The 19,737-nt window shown below is 70.8% G+C and carries 23 protein-coding genes; 21 read left to right on the top strand and 2 right to left on the bottom strand.

What is annotated here, in order from left to right:
• Positions 1 to 4: 4 nt before the first annotated feature.
• From CS0771_RS07085 to CS0771_RS07015, 15 genes are all read left to right on the top strand, one after another.
• Complete coding sequence (locus tag CS0771_RS07085; RefSeq protein ID WP_244870654.1) at positions 5 to 1,228, top strand: LCP family protein; 1,224 nt, start codon at positions 5 to 7, stop codon at positions 1,226 to 1,228.
• A 51-nt stretch (positions 1,229 to 1,279) separates the two neighbouring features.
• Entirely contained in the window at positions 1,280 to 2,518 is a 1,239-nt protein-coding gene (locus CS0771_RS07080) for an LCP family protein (RefSeq protein WP_244870653.1), read from the top strand.
• Between the two features lie 181 nt (positions 2,519 to 2,699).
• The gene (locus tag CS0771_RS07075) at positions 2,700 to 3,794 is read left to right on the top strand and encodes an LCP family protein (protein WP_212840287.1); all 1,095 of its coding nucleotides are present in this window, start codon (positions 2,700 to 2,702) and stop codon (positions 3,792 to 3,794) included.
• 17 nt (positions 3,795 to 3,811) lie between these two features.
• A complete protein-coding gene (locus tag CS0771_RS07070) occupies positions 3,812 to 4,147 on the top strand; it encodes a rhodanese-like domain-containing protein (protein WP_203752801.1) in 336 nt (111 codons plus the stop codon).
• A gap of 2 nt (positions 4,148 to 4,149) precedes the next feature.
• A complete protein-coding gene (locus tag CS0771_RS07065; protein ID WP_212840286.1) occupies positions 4,150 to 4,923 on the top strand; it encodes a glycerophosphodiester phosphodiesterase in 774 nt (257 codons plus the stop codon).
• A 61-nt stretch (positions 4,924 to 4,984) separates the two neighbouring features.
• Positions 4,985 to 6,211 carry a sensor histidine kinase KdpD gene (locus CS0771_RS07060; RefSeq protein ID WP_244870652.1) on the top strand — a complete coding sequence of 409 codons (1,227 nt, stop codon included), beginning with the start codon at positions 4,985 to 4,987 and terminating at the stop codon, positions 6,209 to 6,211.
• Positions 6,208 to 6,624: an ATP-binding protein gene (locus tag CS0771_RS07055; protein WP_212840285.1), complete on the top strand. Its 417-nt coding sequence runs from the start codon at positions 6,208 to 6,210 to the stop codon at positions 6,622 to 6,624. The genes CS0771_RS07060 and CS0771_RS07055 overlap by 4 nt, the downstream gene beginning before the upstream one ends.
• 77 nt (positions 6,625 to 6,701) lie before the next feature.
• A complete protein-coding gene (locus tag CS0771_RS07050) occupies positions 6,702 to 7,577 on the top strand; it encodes a DUF5926 family protein (protein ID WP_212840284.1) in 876 nt (291 codons plus the stop codon).
• Positions 7,578 to 7,792: 215 nt separating this feature from the next.
• Positions 7,793 to 8,524, top strand: a complete 732-nt coding sequence (locus CS0771_RS07045; RefSeq protein ID WP_244870651.1) for an NERD domain-containing protein — start codon at positions 7,793 to 7,795, stop codon at positions 8,522 to 8,524.
• A gap of 11 nt (positions 8,525 to 8,535) precedes the next feature.
• Positions 8,536 to 8,964 (top strand): hypothetical protein, encoded by a 429-nt coding sequence (locus CS0771_RS07040; protein WP_203752812.1) that lies wholly within the window; start codon positions 8,536 to 8,538, stop codon positions 8,962 to 8,964.
• A gap of 38 nt (positions 8,965 to 9,002) precedes the next feature.
• Complete coding sequence (locus CS0771_RS07035; protein ID WP_212840283.1) at positions 9,003 to 9,521, top strand: hypothetical protein; 519 nt, start codon at positions 9,003 to 9,005, stop codon at positions 9,519 to 9,521.
• A 43-nt stretch (positions 9,522 to 9,564) separates the two neighbouring features.
• Entirely contained in the window at positions 9,565 to 10,518 is a 954-nt protein-coding gene (gene pheA, locus CS0771_RS07030) for a prephenate dehydratase (protein ID WP_212840282.1), read from the top strand.
• An 8-nt stretch (positions 10,519 to 10,526) separates the two neighbouring features.
• Positions 10,527 to 10,874 carry a metallopeptidase family protein gene (locus CS0771_RS07025; protein WP_212845667.1) on the top strand — a complete coding sequence of 116 codons (348 nt, stop codon included), beginning with the start codon at positions 10,527 to 10,529 and terminating at the stop codon, positions 10,872 to 10,874.
• 128 nt (positions 10,875 to 11,002) lie between these two features.
• Positions 11,003 to 11,740, top strand: coding sequence for an AIM24 family protein (locus CS0771_RS07020; protein WP_212840281.1), 738 nt, complete (start codon positions 11,003 to 11,005; stop codon positions 11,738 to 11,740).
• A 79-nt stretch (positions 11,741 to 11,819) separates the two neighbouring features.
• Positions 11,820 to 12,488 (top strand): hypothetical protein, encoded by a 669-nt coding sequence (locus tag CS0771_RS07015; protein ID WP_212840280.1) that lies wholly within the window; start codon positions 11,820 to 11,822, stop codon positions 12,486 to 12,488.
• 404 nt (positions 12,489 to 12,892) lie between these two features.
• Here CS0771_RS07015 and CS0771_RS07010 read toward each other — a convergent pair whose 3' ends face one another.
• Positions 12,893 to 13,078, bottom strand: a complete 186-nt coding sequence (locus CS0771_RS07010; protein WP_212840279.1) for a hypothetical protein — start codon at positions 13,076 to 13,078, stop codon at positions 12,893 to 12,895.
• A 307-nt stretch (positions 13,079 to 13,385) separates the two neighbouring features.
• Here CS0771_RS07010 and CS0771_RS07005 point away from each other — a divergent pair, with 307 nt between their 5' ends.
• The 4 genes from CS0771_RS07005 (at position 13,386) to CS0771_RS06990 (ending at position 17,328) form a co-directional block, all read left to right on the top strand.
• A complete protein-coding gene (locus CS0771_RS07005) occupies positions 13,386 to 14,432 on the top strand; it encodes a DNA-binding transcriptional regulator (RefSeq protein ID WP_212840278.1) in 1,047 nt (348 codons plus the stop codon).
• A 17-nt stretch (positions 14,433 to 14,449) separates the two neighbouring features.
• Entirely contained in the window at positions 14,450 to 15,040 is a 591-nt protein-coding gene (locus CS0771_RS07000) for an HD family hydrolase (RefSeq protein WP_305834495.1), read from the top strand.
• A 105-nt stretch (positions 15,041 to 15,145) separates the two neighbouring features.
• Entirely contained in the window at positions 15,146 to 16,417 is a 1,272-nt protein-coding gene (serS, locus tag CS0771_RS06995) for a serine--tRNA ligase (RefSeq protein WP_212840277.1), read from the top strand.
• Positions 16,418 to 16,503: 86 nt separating this feature from the next.
• The gene (locus CS0771_RS06990; protein ID WP_212845665.1) at positions 16,504 to 17,328 is read left to right on the top strand and encodes an HAD family hydrolase; all 825 of its coding nucleotides are present in this window, start codon (positions 16,504 to 16,506) and stop codon (positions 17,326 to 17,328) included.
• 51 nt (positions 17,329 to 17,379) lie between these two features.
• Here CS0771_RS06990 and CS0771_RS06985 read toward each other — a convergent pair whose 3' ends face one another.
• A complete protein-coding gene (locus tag CS0771_RS06985) occupies positions 17,380 to 17,910 on the bottom strand; it encodes a bacterial proteasome activator family protein (protein ID WP_305834494.1) in 531 nt (176 codons plus the stop codon).
• Between the two features lie 196 nt (positions 17,911 to 18,106).
• On the opposite strand from CS0771_RS06985, the gene CS0771_RS06980 reads away from it, so the two are divergent.
• Both CS0771_RS06980 and CS0771_RS06975 read left to right on the top strand, forming a co-directional pair.
• Positions 18,107 to 19,297 carry an ABC transporter substrate-binding protein gene (locus tag CS0771_RS06980; protein WP_212840276.1) on the top strand — a complete coding sequence of 397 codons (1,191 nt, stop codon included), beginning with the start codon at positions 18,107 to 18,109 and terminating at the stop codon, positions 19,295 to 19,297.
• Positions 19,297 to 19,728 (top strand): Lrp/AsnC family transcriptional regulator, encoded by a 432-nt coding sequence (locus CS0771_RS06975; protein ID WP_203752834.1) that lies wholly within the window; start codon positions 19,297 to 19,299, stop codon positions 19,726 to 19,728. Before CS0771_RS06980 ends, CS0771_RS06975 begins: the two co-directional genes overlap by 1 nt.
• The last annotated feature ends 9 nt before the right edge of the window (positions 19,729 to 19,737 follow it).

Here is a 19,737-nt window from a genome sequence, read left to right as displayed (position 1 = left end):
CACCGTGCCCAGCCAGCGGAGCCGTCGGCCTGCCGCCGACCCCTACGGCGACGAGTACGACGCCTACGACGAGCCCGCTCCCCGCAAGGCCGGCCACTCCCTGAAGAAGGGCGGCGGCAAGGGCAAGAAGAAGTCGTCGGGCAGGAAGACCTCGGCCCCGCTCTGGGCCAAGCTGACCGTGACTCTCGGCGCGCTGCTGATGATGGCGGCCGGCGGCGCGATCGTCGGCATCCGGTCACTGGTCGGCAACGTCGAGGACACCGTGCAGGTGGTCAACGTGCTGGACGACGGCAAGGAGGGCGGCCCGCAGGGCAACAACCTCGACGGCCCGATCAACATGCTGCTGCTCGGCATCGACGTGCGCGCGACGCAGGAGAAGAACAACGCCCGTGCCGACACGGTGATCCTGCTGCACATCCCGGCCACGCACGACCAGGCGTACCTGATGTCGATCCCGCGCGACACGATGGTCGAGATCCCGAAGAACACCAAGACCCGCTACAACGGCGGGACCGACCGCATCAACGCGGCCTTCTACTTCGGCGCGCAGAACGGCGGCGGCTGGGCCGGCGGCCTGTCCCTCACCGCGAAGACGGTGAGCAACCTGACCGGGATCGAGTTCAACGGCGCCGCGGTGATCGACTTCGGCGGCTTCAAGAAGGTCATCGACGCGCTGGGCACGGTCAACATCTGCGTGGAGAGCAACACCGAGTCGCTGCACTACTACCACGTCGACGGCAAGGTGAAGTACGTCAACGAGAACGAGGCGCACCGCCGCGGGCTCAAGGCGTACATGCACAAGAAGGGCTGCCGCGAGATGCCGGGCTGGGAGGCCCTGGACTACTCGCGCATCCGCAAGTCGCTGGACGACGGCGACTACGGCCGCCAGCGCCACCAGCAGCAGCTGATCAAGGCGATGGCCAAGAAGGCCGGCTCCAGCGGCGTGCTCACCGACATCGGCAAGATCAACGGTGTGCTCAAGGCCGTCGGCGAGTCCATGATCCTGGACACCCACGGCACCCAGCTGATCGACTTCCTGTTCACCCTCAAGGATCTGGCCGGCGCCGACCTGGTCCTGCTCAAGACGAACGCGGGCTGGTTCAACAGCACCGGAGGCGGCGGCGAGCAGCTCAGCGAGGGGACCATGGACATGTTCCGGGCCGCCAAGAACGACACCCTCGGCCAGTTCACGCTGCTCAACCCGCAGTTCGTCAACCGGGAGAAGTAACACCGGCACCACGCACCGCCTCTCACTCAACGCGCGGACCTGGGGAGTCACGTGGCGCAGTCATCGACGCTGGACAGAGACGAGCAGCACGGCGCAGTGCCGCGCCAGCGGGGCGCCGGTGGTCCCGGCGCGCGCAAGAAGAAGCGCAAACGCGGGGCGCCGCTGTGGGCGAAGCTCACCGTGACGTTCGGCGCGGTGCTGATGATGGTCGCGGGCGGCGCGCTGATCGGGCTGCGCACCGTGATCGGCGACCTGGAGGGCAGCATCCAGGTCGCGGAGCCCGGCATCCTGGAGGCCGAGCCCGGCGCCCCGGCCGAACCGGCGGGCAAGGCCCTCGACGGCGCGTTCAACGTGCTGCTGCTCGGCATCGACACGCGCAAGGGCCAGGACCTCAACGACGCCCGGTCGGACACCATCATGGTGCTGCACGTGAACGCGGCGCACGACCAGGCGTACCTGATGTCGCTGCCGCGGGACCTGCTGGTGGAGATCCCCGAGTTCAAGAAGGCGAAGTACCCGGGCGACAACGAGGACCTGGTCAACGCGGCCTTCTTCCACGGCGCGCAGCACGGCGGCGGCTGGTCGGGCGGGCTGGAGCTGGCCGCGAAGACCGTCGGCAAGCTGACCGGCCTGAAGTTCAAGTCCGCCGCGGTGATCGACTTCGGCGGCTTCCGGACCGTGATCGACGCGCTCGGCTCGGTGTACATGTGCGTGGAGGCGGACACCAAGTCGATCCACACCTTCGTCATCGACGGCAAGCCGACGTACGTGCCCAAGATGAGCGACGGCGCCGAGGCGGCCAACTACGCCTCCCGCACCGGCAACAAGCAGTACGTGCACAAGAAGGGCTGCCGGGAGATGGAGGGCTGGGAGGCCCTGGACTTCGCCCGGCAGCGTTACACCGTCGCGGACAACGCGGGTGACTACGGCCGCCAGCGCCACCAGCAGCAGCTGATCAAGGCGATGGCCAAGAAGGCCGGGTCGGCGGGCGTGCTGACCGACTTCGGCAAGGTGCGCGAGCTGATCCAGGCCGTCGGCAAGTCGATGCTGCTCAGCCTCCCGGCCGGGATGGACGTGACCGACTTCCTGTTCACCATGAAGGATCTGGCCTCGGCCGACCTCGTGCTGCTGAAGACGAACGCGGGCTACTACCAGAGCATCATCGTCAACGGGGACTACAAGGGCGAGAAGCTCGACAAGACGACCGAGGAGATGTTCCGCGCCGCCTCGAGTGACAAACTGGGCAACTTCGTGCTTCTCAACCCACAGGTCGTCAACAACGAGAAGTAGTTTCCGAATCGCCGGTTCCCGGGGTGGGCGGTCCATACCCTGAAGGGTGAGGATCTCTCACCTCCCGGGAGGCGGCGTGGGCAGCACCGCATGGCGCCCCGGCAGTGGCAGGGCGTCCGGGGGCAGGACGCGGGCCTCCGGTATCGGGTGGCCCCCGTACGCGGCGTCCCGCGGCAGGGCGATGCCCCGCTCCGGTCTCGGCTGGCCGGAGGCGCAGCGGCTGATCCGGGTGGTCCGGGCGCCGGCCGGCGCCCCGGCGGCTCGGCGCGCGCGGCGCTGGCCCCAGGTCGTCGCCGCGCTCGCGGTCTGCCTGGCCCTGCTCGTCGGGGGCGGCCTGGTGGCCGGGCGCGCGCTGGTCGACCGGTACGAGTCCAGCGTCGGGCGGGAGGTGCTGCTCGACCCGAGCGCCCGGGACCTGACCGACTCCTACGTGGGCTGGCGCCGCCTCACCGGCCCGCTCAACTACCTGCTCATCGGCTCGGACCTGCGCGCCGCGAACCCGGGCGCGGGACAGCGCTCGGACAGCATCCTGGTGGTACAGGTGGACCGCGACCTCAACCACGCGTATGTCATCTCCATCCCGCGCGACCTGCGGGTGGACATCCCCGAGTTCGGCGGCACGTCGTTCGGCGGGGCGCGGCAGCGCATCAACGCGGCGTTCGAGTTCGGCGGGGGCGGCAGCGGGGGCGTGCAACTGCTCTCGGCGACGCTGAGCGCGCTCACCGGGATGCGCTTCGACGGCGCGGCGGTGATCGACTTCGGCGGGTTCAAGCAGGTCATCGACTCGCTCGGCGGGGTCACCATGTGCGTGGACACCGAGGTGCGGTCCATCCACACCAAGCGGCTGTTCCCCGTCGGCTGCCGGCAGATGAACGGGGCCGAGGCGCTGGACTACTCGCGGCAGCGCTACGGCCTGCCCGGCGGCGACTACGACCGGCAGCGCCATCAGCAGCAGCTGCTCAAGGCGATCCTGACCAAGGCGATGGAGAGCGGGGTCACCCGCAACCCGCTCCGGCTGGATCAGTTCATCCGCGGCATCGGGCAGTCGCTGACCGTGGACACCGGCGAGGCGACGCTCACCGACCTGGTCGTGGCGCTGCGCAACATCAGGCCGGACTCGCTCACCGGCATCCGGGTGCCGTCCCACCCGCAGAGCATCGGCGGCGTGTCGTACGTGCTGCTGGATCCCGAGGCCGACAGCCTGTTCCAGGCCATGCGCGACGCGGATCTGGCCGCCTGGGTGCGGGCGCATCCGGAGTGGGTCAACTCGATCTGACCTCTACACTTGCAGGCGTGTTCGCTGCGCAGATCCCCACCGCCACGGTCGCCGAGGTGCCGGCCGACGCCTACCTGCTCGACGTCCGGGAGGACGACGAGTGGACGGCCGGTCACGCCCCGCAGGCCGTGCACCTGCCCATGATGCAGATCCCGGTCCGCATGGCCGAGGTGCCGCAGGACCGCGACGTGTACGTGGTCTGCCGCGTGGGCGGCCGTTCCGGCCAGGTCGTGGCCTACCTGCGCCAGCAGGGCTGGGACAACGTCACCAACGTCGACGGCGGCATGACCGGGTGGGCCGCGGCCGGCCGGCCCGTGGTCGCCGACGAGGGCCGCCAGCCCCAGATCATCTAGTGATGACCCGCACCCCCGACCCGTCGCCGCTGGTGTTCGCCCATCGCGGCTCCTCCGCCGCGCTCCCCGAGCACACGCTGGCGGCGTACGCCCGCGCGCTGCGCGAGGGCGCGGACGGGATCGAGTGCGACGTGCGGCTGACCCGCGACGGCCACCTGGTCTGCGTGCACGATCGGCGGGTGAACCGGGTCAGCGACGCGCGCGGGCCGGTCGCCTCCTACACGCTGGCGCAGCTGCGCGGCTTCGACTTCGGCTCGTGGCACCCCGGCGGTGCGCCGTGCGGCGTGCTGACGCTGGACGAGCTGATCGACACCGCGCGGCAGGCCGGGCGCCCGGTGCGGATGCTGATCGAGACCAAACACCCCAACCGGTACGGCAAGGCGGTGGAGTACCGGCTGCGCGCGCTGCTGAACCGGCACGGCCTCAGCTCGGCGTCGCCCACCGCGCCCGTGCGGGTGACGGTGATGTCGTTCTCGCCGCTGGCCGTGCGCCGCTCGCGTGAGCTGCTGCCCGCAGTGCCCACGGTGCAGCTGATGGACCTGCTGCCGCCGGGCCTGCGGGTGCGCCGGCTGCCGTTCGGCACCCGGATCGCCGGCCCGGGGCTGGACCTGGTGCGCCGCCGGCCCGAGCTGGTGCGCCGGCTCAAGGCGGGGGGCCAGCAGGTCTATGTCTGGACGGTCAACTCCACCGACGACGTCGATCTGATGCTGAAGCTCGGCATCGACGGCATCATCACGGACCGTCCGGCTGAGGTGCTCGCACACCTCGGTCGTTGAATCATCACCGAGTGGTCACAAAGCCTGGCGCGGAATGCTTCCGGCGGGCAGGATCCTGCTTGTGGAGGTGGCCTACCGGGAGCTGACGCTGGGGATCGCGGCACTGTTCAGCGACCCCGAGACGGCTCACGGCGGCCTGCCCGCGCTGGACCGGCTGCTGCACCTGGGGCAGTACGCGCTGGGCGCGCCCGGCATGGCGATCGCCGAGCTGAACGAGGCCGGCTCCGGCCGGGTCATCGCGGCCTCGGGCACCGCCGCCTGGGCGCTCGGCCGCCCGGTGCAGCCCTACGTGGTGGCCGCCGCCTGCCGTCCCGGCCCGCCCACCTACCGCATCGAGCTGGGCGCCATCGACGACGAGTCCTCCGAGCAGATGACCTCCCTGGGCAGCCGCTGGATCATGCTGCACCGGGTCGACGTCGACGGCGCCCCGGTGGCGCTGCTCGGCGCGTTCGTCGCCGAGGACCGCGCCGCCGACCCCGACGAGCTGGCCGTCATGGCGCTGCTGGGGGCGACCGTCGGGCGGCTCTACGCGGAGCAGGCCGGCCTGCCCGTGCAGAGCCACGGCAACCTGGGCGAGCTGGCCGACCGCGAGCTGTTCATCGCGGTGACCAGCCATGAGCTGCGCACGCCGGTGACGGTCATCAAGGGGTACGCCGACACGCTGCGCGACCACTGGAGCCAGCTCGACGAGAAGGCCCGCCGCGACGCGGCCCGGGTGATCGGCCAGCGCAGCGACGAGCTGGCGCGCCTGGTCGACCGGCTGCTCGCGGCGAGCACCGACAGCGCCGCCGGCACCCTCTCGCTCGGCCCGTTCGACCTGGTGGAGGCGCTGCGGCAGGCGGCCGCGAACCTGCCCGCCGACCTGCGCCGCCGGATCCGGCTGGAGCTGCCGGAGCGGATGCCGCTGGCGTACGGCGACCGGACCACCATCCCGAACGTGCTGACCGAGCTGGCCACCAACGCGGACAAGTACTCGGGCCGCGACGAGCCGGTGGTGCTCAGCGCGGCGCACGATCGCCGCACCGTGCTGTTCCAGGTACTCGATCGGGGGATCGGCATCGCCCCTGAGCAGGTGCATCGCGTGTTCGAGCGGTTCTGGCAGGCGGACAGCGGCGACGGACGGCGGTACGGTGGTGCCGGTCTGGGTCTTTATCTCGTCCGAAAGACTATTGAGCGACAAAACGGTTGGGTGTCCTTACGTCCCCGGGATGGGGGAGGTACGGTCGCAGAGGTACGCCTGCCGCGAGGTGACGTGAAAAGGGATGCGCCCGCATCCGGGGAGGCATGATCGTGTCGATGGCTGTCGCTGAGCGGGCCTGGTGCGTGGTGGTGCCCCATCACGCCCGTGGCGCCCAGCAGGCTCGGCACCGGCTCGCCGCCGCCCTCGCGGACGCGGTCGACGCCGCCCTCCTCTCCGACGTGGTCTCCGTCGCCGCCGAGCTGGTCGGCAACGCGGTGCGGCACGCGGAGCCGCTGCCCGGCGGGGTGGTCCGGCTGGCCTGGCGGCTGCGTACGGTCGACTCCCGGCACGTCATCGAGGTGCGGGTGACCGACGGCGGGGCCAACGGGCTGCCCCGGCCGCGCACCGCCGGCGCCGAGGACCCGGACGGCCGTGGCCTCACCATCGTCGACGCGCTCGCCGTCCGCTGGGGTGTCGAGCGGGACGGTCTCGGGCAGAGCGTCTGGGCGGAACTAAGCTGACCCGCGTCACCGAGCGCGGCGAGTGCCCCGCGGGGCCCCGCGCCCCGGGGCCGCTGCGGGCGTAGCGAGGAGTTTTCGTGAGCAAGAAGAACCGGCTCGACAAGAAGCAGCCGAAGCAGCCGAAGGTCCGCGACGTGTTCGTGGCCCGGCCGTTCGAGGGCCTTGCCGCCGAGACGGAGTACGTGGCCCTGCGCGAGCTGGTGCCCGCGGCCACCGCGCCGCTGAAGCTGTCCCCGGAGTACGCCGAGAAGTACGGCGACCGCTCGGTCACACTGGCCACCATCCTGCCGATGGCCTGGCCCGCGCTGACCAAGCCGGACGGCCGGGTGCTGCTCGGCCTGCAGCGCCACGAGCGCTCCGGCGACGTCAACCGGGACCTCGCGGTGGCGCTGCTGGCCGCGCTGGAGGGCGAGCCGGGCGCGCCGGTGGACGTGCCGCCGCTGCCCGGTGAGGGCCCGCGGCTGGGCGACATCCTGGTCGACGCGCCGCTGGAGGTCACCGTGCACGACGGGTTCGACTTCTGGCTGGACGCCGACCAGGAGCGCGACGCCGAGGTGACCGCCTCGCTGGAGGCGGCCAACGCATCGGTGTACCCGACGGTCCGGATGACCTCTGCGGACTCCGCGTACTGGTGCCGGGTGCCGGAGAAGTCGCACGTGCGCTGGGTGCTGCCGGACGGCGAGGACGTGGCGCTGAACGCGCTGTCCCGGCTGTCGGCGGCGGGCGAGCTGAAGCTGACCGACGAGACCAAGTTCGCCGGCATGTTCCGGGCGCACGGCCTGCTGGTCCCGGTGTGGGATCTGCCGTCGGCGCCCGAGGCCGGGGCCTGGGAGGAGTCGCTGGCCGCGGTCGCCGCCCGGTACGCCGCGGCGAAGGCGGTGGACGAGCCGCTCACGCCGGAGCAGCGCCGGGCCCGCCAGGGCCTGCTGGGACGCCAGCTGACGCTGCGCTGACCGGCGCTTTCACGCGGTGATGAGGGGGCGTGAGAATCACGTCCCCTCATCACGGTAGATCTCCCGCGTGAACACTCGGAGAATGAAGTTGAATCGGACATTCATCGATTCATTCGCGATGATGTCCGATTTCGCCCCCTGACACCCGCCCAACCCGTCACGTACGGTAAGGGACACCTAACTCAATGCGTGTCGTTCCACCCCGGAGGCACCCCATGACCGTCTACCCCGAGCGCGCGCCCTTCCTGCGCCCGACTGTCGGACGCTCCCCCAGCCTGCCGGTGCCGTCAGGACCAGACACCGCCCCGCCGTCCGCCTCCCCGCTGGACTGGGCCCGCCGCCGCCGTGCCGAACGCGGCCTGCGCCGCATGTCGGCCGCCGAGGACCGCGCGGTGCACCGCCTCGGCCGGGACTGGCACGTCATCGAGTGGCCCAGCGCCCCGCTCGCCGCGCAGCCCCCGCTGCCGGGCAGGCCCAAGCAGCCGGACGGCGCCGGGTTCCTCGTCATCGGCCCCGGCGGCCTGTTCAGCGTCTCGCTCGCTCAGCACGGGCGCAGCCGGGTGCTCATCGCCGGAGACGTGGTGCAGATCAGCGGGCGCCGCCCGCCGTACATCTCCCAGGCACGCCGGGACGCCAAGCGCGTGGCCAAGGCGATCTCCGCGGCGATCGGCCAGGACATCAAGGTCTTCGCCGTGCTGGCCTTCGTCGGCAGTGGACCGATCAGCGTAAACGGCCTGCCGAAGGAGTGCATCGTCACGTCATACCGGGAGCTGGACAAGGTCCTCGACTCCACCGGGCGGCGGCTGTCCGGCTCGACCGCGGAGAAGCTGTCACAGGTGGCCCGCAATCCCGCGATCTGGGTCAACCGGCCCTACCCGGGAGCGTCGGGCTACACGTGGCATCCAGAGGGCACCGCCCCCGGTGACAAGGGCACTGCACGCGGGTAACGTGAGCAGCGATGACCCACATCGAGCTCTCCCTCTCCCCGCTGGAGCCGATCGCCGCCGACCCGCTGCACAGCTGGTCCGCCCCGGTTACCACGGCTGAGGAGTCGTGTTTGGTCATCGACGCCGGCGGGATCATCATCGCCGCCTCCACCGCCTGGACGAGGCTGCTGGTCCTGGAGCCGCCCAGCGAGCTGACCGGCAGCCACGTCCTCGACGTCCTGTGCCTGATCGACTTCACCGCCGCCGGCAACGAGCTGGGTGAAGCAGAGCGCGAGCAGATCCCCCCGCTGCTCGCGCTCACCTCCAAGCGGCCCGCCCGCGGCCTGCTCCGCGTGCGCGGCCCCGAGGGCGCCGGCAGCCGTACGCTGGACGCCGTGGCCACCCCGCTGTGGCAGAGCGGTCAGGTCGTGGGCTCGCTGAGCTTCTTCGCGGCGGTGTGACCGCCGGTAGGAGCGCGGGCGCGCTAATCTCGTCTCCCATGCCCCTCCGTCCGAATCGACCGTCCCGTCCGGCGGCCGCGGCCGCCGCGTGCCTGCTCGGGTCGGCCCTGCTCAGCGGCTGCGGAGTGCCCCCGGAGCTGCAGCCCACGCCCGGCGGTGTCGTCCCGCAGCCGACCATCTCGCCCGTGCCCGCCAGCCTTCCGCCCAGCTTCACCCTGCCCTCGCTGTCGGCGCCGCCGAGCGCCACGGCGTCCGGCTTCCCGGAGGCCGTGGCCACCCCCTGCCTCGGCAAGCCGAGCGCCGACCAGATCGTCGCCGCGGTGCGCCGGAAGACCTCGATCCTGCCCGGCAGCGGCTCGGTCACCGTGGTGCAGCAGCCGGTGTGCGCGGGAACGTGGCAGTACACCGTCGTCTCCATCCCGGACCGGGAGCCGCTGCAGGTCGTCACCAAGGGCGCCCCGGCCGCGCTGGAGGTGGTCACCGCGGGCACCGACATCTGCACCATCGAGGTCCGCAACTTCGCCCCGCCCGGCATCCGCATCGCGGCCAGCTGCTGACGTGGAGCGGGCCGGGCGCCGGACGCGGTACTAGGCTGGCCCCATGCCTGGAGTCCCGCCGACGCGCTTCGTCTACCTCGGCCCCGAGAGCACCTTCGCCGAGCAGGCGCTGCTCACCATCCCGGCCGCCGAGCGGGGCATCCGCACGCCGGCCCGCAGCGTGCCCGAGGCGCTGGAGTCGGTGCGCCACGGCGACGCCGACGCGGCGCTGGTGCCGTGGGAGAACTCGATCGGCGGCGCGGTCGGGGTCACCTTCGACGAGCTGGTCGACGGCGAGCCGCTGGTGATCACCCGCGAGGTGGTCATCCCGGTGGAGTTCGTGCTGGCCGCTCGGCCGTCCACCACGCTGGCCGGGATCCGCTCGATCGCGGCGCACCCGCAGGCGTCCATCCAGTGCCGCGCCTGGCTGCGGGCATACCTGCCGGACGCGATCGTGGTCGACGTGCTCTCCAACGGCGCCGCCGCGGCCGGGGCGTCCGCCGGGGAGTACGACGCCGCGATCTGCGCCCCGATCGCGATCCAGCGCTTCGGCCTGCACCAGCTCGCCGACAAGATCTCCGACCACCCGGACGCCGCGACGCGCTTCGTGCTGCTGTCGCGCCCTGGGCCGCCGCCCGAGCCGACCGGCAACGACGTCACCTCGCTGGCCGTGTGGATCTCGCACGACCGGGTCGGCGCGCTGCTCGCCGTGCTGACCGAGCTGGCCGTGCGTGGGGTGAACCTGACCCGCATCGAATCGCGCCCCACCGGCGAGCGCCTCGGCCGCTACGTCTTCTTCCTCGACTGCACCGGGCACGTCGCCGAGGGCCGGGTCGGCGAGGCGCTGCAGGGCCTGCGGCGCATCTGCGCGGCGGTGCGCTTCCTCGGCTCGTACCCCCGGGCGGGTCTGGGCGGCACACCGGAGCAGCCGGTGCCGCCGCCGCCCGGCCTGTCCGACCCGGACTACGCCGACGCGGCCGCCTGGCTGGGCCGGCTGCGCCGCGGTGAGCTGTCCTGACCATGCCGGTGGAGATGAGCCGCGAGCGCTTCGAGGAGCTGGTCGCCGACGCCCTCGACGAGGTGCCGCAGGAGCTGCTCGACCTCATGCGCAACGTCGTGATCCTGGTCGAGGACGAGTCGCCGCCCGGTGAGCCGGAGCTGCTCGGGCTCTACGAGGGGCACGCGCTCACGACCCGGGGCTGGGACTACGCGGGCGTGCTGCCCGACCGGATCACCATCTACCGGCACCCGATCCTGCGGATCTGCGACACCGACGACGACGTCGTCGAGGAGGTCGCGGTCACCGTGGTGCACGAGATCGCGCACCACTTCGGCATCGACGACGACCGCCTGCACGAGCTGGGCTGGGGTTGAGACACCCCGGCTTACCCTGATCTTCACCCTGACCTTCGGCGGCTGAGTCGTTAAGGCGACGTTGTTTCTTGTGCAGGTCATCTACGCTCGGTGCGTTTCTCCACCCCCGTTCTATGGAGGATGACGACATGCAGAGCGCACTCTTCGCTGCCGAGAACCTGGAGAAGGAGTCCTCCACTCCCGGTCTGACGCTGCAGAACTCGAAGATGCTGAAGATCGAGCTCAACGGCGAGGTCATGGCACGGACCGGCGCGATGGTTGCCTACCAGGGGCAGGTGCAGTTCCAGGCGCTCGGCTCCGGCGGCGCGGCCAAGTGGCTCAAGAGCAAGCTCACCGGCGAGGGCATCCCGCTGATGAAGCTGTCCGGCCGCGGCGACGTGTTCCTCGCCGACCGGGCCGCCGACGTGCACCTGATCGACCTGGGCCCCGGTGACCACCTCAGCGTCAACGGCACCAACGTGCTGGCCTTCGAGTCGACCCTGAACTACGACATCAAGATGGTCCAGGGCATGGGCATGTTCTCCGCGGCCGGCCTGTTCAACTGCGTCTTCAGCGGTCAGGGCCGGATCGCCATCACCACCAAGGGCACCCCGGTGGTGCTGACGGTGGACCAGCCCACCTACGCCGACCCGCAGGCCGCGATCTGCTGGTCGGCCAACCTGCAGACCGGCTACCACCGCGCCGAGCAGCTGGGCATCGGCACGCTGCTGGGCCGCTCCACCGGCGAGGCGTTCACCATGAGCTTCCAGGGCCAGGGCTTCGTCGTGGTGCAGCCGTCCGAAGAGCCCCCGGCGGGCATCGCCGGCGGCACCGGCGGCGGCCAGCAGCAGGGCGGCGGCCTGCTGGGCGGCCTGCTCAACGGCTGACCCCGCGGCGGCGGCGACCAGGCAGGCTCCTCCTCGCGGAGGGGCCTGCTTTTTCAGGTGTACGTGGGATGATGCGGCCATGTCCTCCGAACCGGACGTGGTGGAGTTCGGCCCGGCGAGCGCACCCGCCCCGCGACGTGCCTCGCCGCGATGGCACACGGTCGCGACGAGTCCTCGCCTGACCACCGCCCTCACCGTGCTCGGGGGTGCCGCCGCGCTCGCTTCGCTGCTCAGCGAGTGGCAGCGGATCGACACCCCCGGCAGCACCCCCAGTGACTCGTACTTCCTGGGCATCCCCGATCTCGTCAGCTCGGTATGGAACGTGCCGGTCGGCCCGGTCTATCTGGGCGGGCTGCTGCTGCTCGCTCCGACGATCGCACTGGCCCTGCTCGGGCCACCGGTGTCCCGGGCCGCCGCCCGGGTGGCCGGGATGAGCGGCGCCGCCGCGCTGTTCACCGTCCTTGCGGCGGCGGCCGGTTCGATGGGCGACCTTCGGCAGACCCCTCAGCTGTGGGCCATCGAACCTGAGCTGCTCGAACGCTTCACGGTCCAGCTCGGACGCGGGTTGTGGGCGGCGCTCGTGGGCATCTCGCTGCTAGGGCTCGCGCTGCTGACGGCGCACCGGCGAGATCCGGCCAGCCCGGTGGCCAGACCAGCCGGCGGCGTCGGCGAGGAGCCCGACGACCAAGAGGACCGCGACATGGAGCTGACGGTATCCACCGCCACCCCTTTCATCCGCCGTCCCTGATGTCCTCACCGCCCGGTTCGCACTCTCACGAGAATGTCGCTCGGCAGGACCGGCACCACCTTCCCGGCCTGAGGGCCCTCGGTCAGCTCGACAGCGGGCCACCCCAGGTGACTCTTGTCGACGCCAACGATCCGACCTACCGAGTCAGGATGCCGGGCTAGCGCGACATGATCACCGAGGAATACCTCCTCGCCGCTGGCGATGATCCAGCGGGCCGTACTACCGGCTGTCACGGTCACCGGACCTCAAGTGAGCGATGATCGACACTAGGAGCCGAGTCGGACCGTTCCATGCACTCCTCCGCCACTCCGCCTGCTCGGCCTGGACGGTCTGAAGCAGGCTCGTCGGTTCGCTCGCCCAGCTCGGCACGCGGACCGGCAACTGCTCCGTGGGGGGCTGTTCGATCATGCCTCTGCTCCGTTCAGCAGGTTGGCCGCGAACCTTCGCGCCCATTCGGCCTGGGTGCATGGGTGCCACACGAGGCGGCTCCAGTGCTGCTTGCAGGCGCGGCACATGCCCATGGCGCTGGGCGTGTGGCTCATGAGCACTTCCTCAACCAGCTCGACCAGCGAGTCACGGCTCTCGTTCATGAGTCTCCCGATGTCCGAGACGGACGCGCCCACGGTGCGAGTGGGCGCGCCCGTCAGTCCGGGTCTCCTACCGTCGCCGTCTCATGACCACCGGCGGCAGGGACCTCCCTCGACCGCCACTTACGGTGCGCAAATGGCGACTACCAGGACGGTATCGATGACATCGGCGCATGTAGACTGACGAGTGGTACGGGTAGTCATAGCTTCGTCGCACAGAATCAGGCTTTCTTCTATGCGATCATCAGCGGGAAGACTGCACGGCAGTCGAGGTTTGCCCGGTAGGCGCGGGCTGACAAGCGGCTACACCATGAAGCTGATCAGAGAGTCGCTCGACCTGACGCAGGCCCAGCTTGCCGAAGTGCTGAATATTGATCTTGCGACGGTCCAGGGCTGGGAATCGGGACGCCGACCCGTCACATCGCTCCGGGTTTCCGATCTGGCGGCCCTTCGTGCACGCCTCATCCACCGAGGTGCAAGCCCTCAGCTCTTCGACGTGCTGCGCGATGCGATAGAAGCGGATCTCGTGATGGACTCTGCGATCCAGCACGGCGGCGGTGAGCCGATCGTGCCTGCCGGGCATCCCCTGGCCGCCACCGTCCATCGACGAAACCTGACAAATCTGATCACGTGGACGTTGACCGGCTCCCTCCCCTCACAGCTTGCCGACCTGGTGAAGCCCAGTCCACGTCGGCGAGGACCAACCAGCTCATGGCCGGAGTTCGGGGCAGAAGAGCGTTCACTTTTCTTCGCTCACCTGTTACGGATCGCCGACGAATGCCGTGGTGAGGCCGACTCCCTCATGCGGAGGCAGGCGATATACCTCCTGGCGTTCGACACGAATCCCGCAACAGCAGACTGGCTGCTCGGTGAGCACCGCCGCTCGCTCAAGCAGGCGCGGGCGACCAATGACGTGCCGTCATGGGTCTCGGTTCGGTCCGCGTCGGTCGCTCTGGCGCGGTACGGGCAGCAGGAGCCGCTCATCGACTTCGTGACGACCGGCCTGAGGGATGAGCTTCATGCAACCGCCAACCTCAACTACTGGACGTACTGGGTCGGCGAAGGTGCACATACCTATACCGACGACACCTTCATGATCTCGAATGACCCTCGGCGAGGGATCGGGAGCGTGCTCTTCGGCCACCTGGTCGAGCGCCTAGCCGACGACTCTGAGCAAGTAGAGCTTTACGTGCACACCCTGTGGCAGCTTTTGCTGGTCAATCCGAGAGTCGTCGCCGGCGCTCCGGCGATGCGGGCCGCCGCCCAACGCAAGATCGAAGAGCTGAGCGCCGCACCGCTCACAGGCGCCGCCAGGCAGAAGCTGTCTGACGTAGCCTACGGTCTGCGACTCTCGTGACAGCAAGGAGCGGAAACGTGGACGACGCTGCCCCGGCACATGCGGCTGACGAAGCGAAGGCGGCGGGTTTGGCGCAACTTGCCTTCGAGCTGGGGGTGCTCAAATCCATGCGTCGCGCAGGATGGTGGCACGCGGGCATCCGCGACCCGGAGTCGGTCGCCGAGCACAGCCTCCGGGTCGCGCAGCTTGCCTCACTGATCGCCGCTGAGGAGGGTGCCGATCCCGCGCGAGCGGCGATGATGGCGATCTGGCACGACTCGCAAGAGACCCGGACCGGGGATCTGCCGCATACGGCGCGGGCATACCTCAGTAAGCCGGATCCCCAGAAGATCACCGCTGATCAGACCGCAGCTTTGCCGGACCGTGCCGCCAAGACCGTTCGCGAGGCGGTGGCCGAGTACGAGTCTCAGGAGACAGCCGAAGCCGTCTGCGCGCATGATGCCGACAAGCTCGAATGCCTCCTGCAGGCCGTGGAGTATCGGATGGCCGGAAACGCCGCGGTCGAGGGGTGGATCATCTCGTCGCGGAATGCGCTACGCACGGAGACGGCGAAGTCGATCGCCGAGGCGGCTCTCACCATCTCGCCGCTCAAGTGGCGCAACCGTTGATCGACAGACTGCCCGGCGCACCGGAGCCGCACGACGACACCACGCGCAGAACCCGACGGCAATACTGACGCGAAGCTCCGAACGCGGGCCGGTACGCTTTTCGACGTGATTGATCTGCGTCTGCTCCGTGAGGACCCCGACACCGTACGAGCAAGCCAGCGGCTGCGCGGCGATTCCGTCGACGCCGTCGACGACCTGCTGCGCGCCGACGAGTCCCGGCGGTCGGCGGTGGCGTCCTTCGAGGCGCTGCGCGCGGAGCAGAAGCAGCTCGGCAAGCTGATGCCCAAGGCGGCCGGGGACGAGAAGGCCGCGCTGCTGGCCCGCACCAAGGACCTGTCGGCCGCGGTGAAGGCGGCCGAGGCCGCGGTGAACGAGGCCGAGACGGCCCTGCGCAACGCGCAGTTCGCCATCGCGAACGTGGTGCAGGAGGGCGCGCCCGGCGGCGGCGAGGACGACTACGTCGTGCTGCGCGAGGTCGGCGAGCGCCCCGTGCTGGACTCGCCGCGCGATCACCTGGAGCTGGGCGAGCTGCTCGGGGCGATCGACACCGAGCGCGGCGCGAAGGTGTCGGGCGCCCGCTTCTACTACCTCACCGGCGTGGGCGCGCTGCTCCAGCTCGGCCTGCTCCAGATGGGCCTGTGGCAGGCGGTCGAGGCCGGGTTCACCCCGGTCATCCCGCCGGTGCTGGTCAAGCCGGAGTCGATGGAGGGCACCGGTTTCCTGGGCTCGCACGCCGCCGAGGTCTACCACCTGCCCGCCGACGACCTCTACCTGGTCGGCACGAGCGAGGTGCCGCTCGCGGCGTACCACAAGGACGAGATCCTCAATCTGAACGCCGGGCCGCTGCGCTACGCCGGGTGGTCGAGCTGCTTCCGCCGGGAGGCGGGCTCGTACGGCAAGGACACCCGCGGCATCATCCGGGTGCACCAGTTCGACAAGGTCGAGATGTTCTCGTACTGCCCCGCCGAGCAGGCCGCCGAGGAGCACCTGCGCCTGCTGGCGTGGGAGGAGGAGATGCTCGGCAAGCTGGAGCTGGCGTACCGGGTGATCGACGTGGCCGCGGGCGACCTCGGCTCGTCGGCGGCGCGCAAGTTCGACTGCGAGGCCTGGCTGCCCACCCAGAACCGGTACATGGAGGTCACCTCGACCTCGAACTGCACCACGTTCCAGGCCCGGCGGCTGAACACCCGGCACCGCGACGGCGAGGGCCGGACCCACATCGCCGCGACGCTCAACGGCACCCTGGCCACCACCCGCATGATGGTCGCGCTCCTGGAGCAGCACCAGCAGGCGGACGGCTCGGTCCGGGTGCCCAAGGCGCTGCAGCCCTTCGTGGGCGGCCGCGACGTGCTGGAGCCCGTCAAGGCCGGAGCCTGACCGGCGTGCCCGACCACGGGGGTTCGGGGCACACCGAGGTGCCGGAGCGGGACGTCGTACGGCAGGCGGAGCCGCGCAGCGACGAGCTGCGGCCGCTCCGCCTGCCCAAGCTGGTCGCGACGGACCTGGACGGCACGGTCGTCCGGTCCGACGAGACCGTCAGCGGGTTCACCCACGCGGTCTTCGACCGGGTGCGCGCGGCGGGCATCCCGATCGTGGGGGCGACCGGCCGCGGCCCGCGGCTGGAGGAGCTGAGCCGGATCGACCTGCCGCACGCCGATCTGCTGGTGCTCGGCGGCGGCGGGCGGGTGATGGACCTGCGCGACCCGTCCGCGCCCCGGGTGCTGCGCGACGCGCGGCTGCCCGGCACGGTGGTCGCCGGCCTGGTCGCGGCGCTGGAGGCCCGGCTGGGACGGGTGAAGCTGCTGGTCGAGGTGCTCGACGCGCAGCGGGCGCCGCTGTGGGGCGACGACGTCACCGACTGGCCGTACCCGGACGACCTGGTGACCCGGCCGCGCGAGGAGTCGCTCTGCTACGACGTGATCAAGGCGTTCGTGAAGACCGACGACACCGACGCGGACACGCTGCTGCGTACCGCGCGTGAGCTGGTGCCGCCGGAGACGGCCGCGTTCACCCATTCGGGTCTGGGCTGGGTGGAGGTGACCCCGCCCGGCGTGGACAAGGCCACCGGCCTGTCCGTGGTCGCGGCGGAGCTGGGCATCGACCCCGCGGACGTGCTGGTCTTCGGGGACATGCCGAACGACATCCCGATGTTCCTCTGGGCGGGGCACCGGGTCGCGGTGGCCAACGCCCACCCCGAGGTGCTCGCCCTGGCCGACGAGGTCACCCTATCCAACGACCGCGACGGCGTCGCCGTCTACCTGGACAGCCTGCTCAAACGCGAGGGCTGAGACGGACGCGCCCTTCCTGCCCGGTGGGCGGGAAGGGCGCCTCGCGTGACGTCAGAGGTACTGGCCGGTGCTGGTGGTCTTGCCCGGCTCCGGGTGCGCGCCCGGCGGCAGGGCGGGCATGTTGCGCATCTGCTCCAGCTGCATGCGCGCGGCCATCTGCTGCGCGACCAGCGCGGCCTGGATGCCGTGGAACAGGCCCTCCAGCCAGCCGACCAGCTGGGCCTGCGCGATCCGCAGCTCGGCCTCCGACGGGGTGGTGCCCTCGGTGAACCGCACGGAGATGCGCTCCAGCTCGTCGCGCAGCTCGGGGGAGAGGCCGTCCTCCAGCTCGTCCACGGAGCGGCGGTGGATCTCCACGAGGCGCTGCCGGCCCGCTTCGTCCAGGGGCGCGGCCCGCACCTCCTCCAGCAGCTGCTTGATCATGCTGCCGATGCGCATCACCTTGGCGGGCTGCTCGATGAGGCGGCTCGGGTCGTCCTCGCGACCGGTGGCGCCGTCCGCGGTCACCTCAACGGTGCCGATGGGACGGCCGTCCGGGCCGACGACCACTACGCTCTTCTCGTCGGGCTGCTGCTGGCTCACGGCGGACCTCCTCAGGCGGCGAACCCACCCATCCTAGATCCCGAGACAAGCGACAATGTTGATCATTGACGAGAGTCCCAGGACACGGTAGAACGCCACAGTGGGTCAAAGGAGCACGTGCCCACATCGTTCGGCGTCACCCCTGACGGACGGGTCGCGAAATTCGCGTCCGGCCGATGCCACTCTGGAGGACACATTGGACGGCCTTGACCGTCGCAGGCTGCTTCGTCTGCTGACCGGTGTCGGTGTCGCCGGCGCGACCGGCGGGCTCGCTGCCTGCGGCAGCACCTCGACGCCGACCAGCCGGAGCGGCGTCAGCATCGGTCTGCTCGTCCCCGCCACCGGAGCCAACAAGGCCATCGGCGCCGACCTCGAGCTCGGCTTCCGGCTCTACCTCGACCTGCACGGCGGCATGCTCGGCTCCCGCCCGGTGCAGGTGATCGTCGAGGACGAGGGCGAGACCCCCAAGTCCGGCGGCGACGCCCTGGGCCGGCTGCTCGACCAGCACGTGCTCGCCGTCGCCGGGGTGGCCAACCCCGACCTGCTGCCCGCCGTCCGCGACAAGGTCGAGGAGTCGAAGGTCCCGCTGCTGGCCGCGCACGCGACCCCGGCCGGCATGCCCAGCTCCAACTTCATCTGGCGCACCGCCTTCCTCAGCGACGAGCCCGCCCGCGCCATCGCGCTCTACCTGCGCCGCCGGATGGGCGGCAGCCGGGTCAGCCTGATCGGCGTCAGCAGCAGCTCGACCGCCGAGCTGTTCAACGGCTTCCAGCAGGTCTACGGCACCGGCTTCCAGGAGCCGATCACGGTGCGCGCCGGCATCAAGCCGACCGCGGCCGAGTTCGCCGCGGCCGCCGGCCAGATCAAGAACCAGAACCCGCGGGCGATCTTCTGCAACCTGCCCAGCACGCACCTCGACGCCTTCAAGGACGCGCTCCGGAACGCCGGCGGCAGCGCCCTCGCCGGCCTGCCGCTGTACGCCCCCGGCGTGGTGGCCGAGGGCGTCGCCCTGGACGCGCTCGGCGACGGCGGCCGCGGCCTCTACACCGCGATGCAGTACTCCGCGGACCTGAACAACGTGGCCAACCACTCCTTCTCGTCGCTGTTCCAGGCGAAGTACCAGCGCACGCCCACGGCGTTCGCGGTCGCCGCCTACGACGCGGCGGCGGTGCTGGACCAGGCGCTCACCCTGGCCGGGGACGGCACCATCACCGCGCAGCGGATCAACTCGCTGCTGTCCAGCGTCGGCCAGGTGATCAGCCCGCGCGGCAACTGGCAGTTCAACCAGAACCGCTCGCCGCAGCAGAAGTGGTACCTGCGCAAGGTCGAGAAGGACGGCCCCATCCTGTCGAACGTGCTGATCAGCGACCTCGCTACCCTCGGGTAGTGCAGTTGGACGACGTTGACCAGCGGATCATCGCCGCGCTCCTGAGCGACGCGCGCACCACGTACGCCGAGATCGGCTCGGTGGTGTCGCTGTCCGCTCCGGCGGTCAAGCGGCGGGTCGACCGGCTGCGTTCCGGCGGCGTCATCAAGGGCTTCACCGCCGTCGTGGACCCGGCGGCGGTGGGCGGCGGCACCGAGGCCTTCGTCGAGCTGTTCTGCACCGGCCGCACCACTCCGGCGCAGATCACGCAGGCCACCCGCCGCCACCCGGAGGTGGTCGGGGCGTACACCGTCTCCGGGGAGGCCGACGCGCTGGTGCACCTGCGCGCGGCCGACATCGCCCACCTGGAGCAGGCGCTGGAGCGGCTGCGCGCGGAGCCCTTCATCACCAGCACCCGCAGCATGATCGTGCTCTCCCGGCTGGTCGACTGAGCCCGTCCC

The sequence above is a fragment of the Catellatospora sp. IY07-71 genome (assembly GCF_018326265.1).
Taxonomy (GTDB): domain Bacteria; phylum Actinomycetota; class Actinomycetes; order Mycobacteriales; family Micromonosporaceae; genus Catellatospora.
This window is presented reverse-complemented; position numbering and strand designations above follow the sequence as displayed.

What these genes read in the sequence shown, in the direction of transcription:
- CS0771_RS07045 (WP_244870651.1), top strand. Translation starts at nt 7,793, where the DNA reads ATGACCGTCTACCCCGAGCGCGCGCCCTTCCTGCGCCCGACTGTCGGA.
- CS0771_RS07005 (WP_212840278.1), top strand. Translation starts at nt 13,386, where the DNA reads ATGAAGCTGATCAGAGAGTCGCTCGACCTGACGCAGGCCCAGCTTGCC.
- CS0771_RS07065 (WP_212840286.1), top strand. Translation starts at nt 4,150, where the DNA reads ATGACCCGCACCCCCGACCCGTCGCCGCTGGTGTTCGCCCATCGCGGC.
- CS0771_RS07020 (WP_212840281.1), top strand. Translation starts at nt 11,003, where the DNA reads ATGCAGAGCGCACTCTTCGCTGCCGAGAACCTGGAGAAGGAGTCCTCC.
- CS0771_RS07055 (WP_212840285.1), top strand. Translation starts at nt 6,208, where the DNA reads ATGATCGTGTCGATGGCTGTCGCTGAGCGGGCCTGGTGCGTGGTGGTG.
- CS0771_RS07075 (WP_212840287.1), top strand. Translation starts at nt 2,700, where the DNA reads ATGCCCCGCTCCGGTCTCGGCTGGCCGGAGGCGCAGCGGCTGATCCGG.
- pheA (WP_212840282.1), top strand. Translation starts at nt 9,565, where the DNA reads ATGCCTGGAGTCCCGCCGACGCGCTTCGTCTACCTCGGCCCCGAGAGC.
- CS0771_RS07015 (WP_212840280.1), top strand. Translation starts at nt 11,820, where the DNA reads ATGTCCTCCGAACCGGACGTGGTGGAGTTCGGCCCGGCGAGCGCACCC.
- CS0771_RS07040 (WP_203752812.1), top strand. Translation starts at nt 8,536, where the DNA reads ATGACCCACATCGAGCTCTCCCTCTCCCCGCTGGAGCCGATCGCCGCC.
- CS0771_RS07035 (WP_212840283.1), top strand. Translation starts at nt 9,003, where the DNA reads ATGCCCCTCCGTCCGAATCGACCGTCCCGTCCGGCGGCCGCGGCCGCC.
- CS0771_RS07010 (WP_212840279.1), bottom strand. Translation starts at nt 13,078, where the DNA reads ATGAACGAGAGCCGTGACTCGCTGGTCGAGCTGGTTGAGGAAGTGCTC.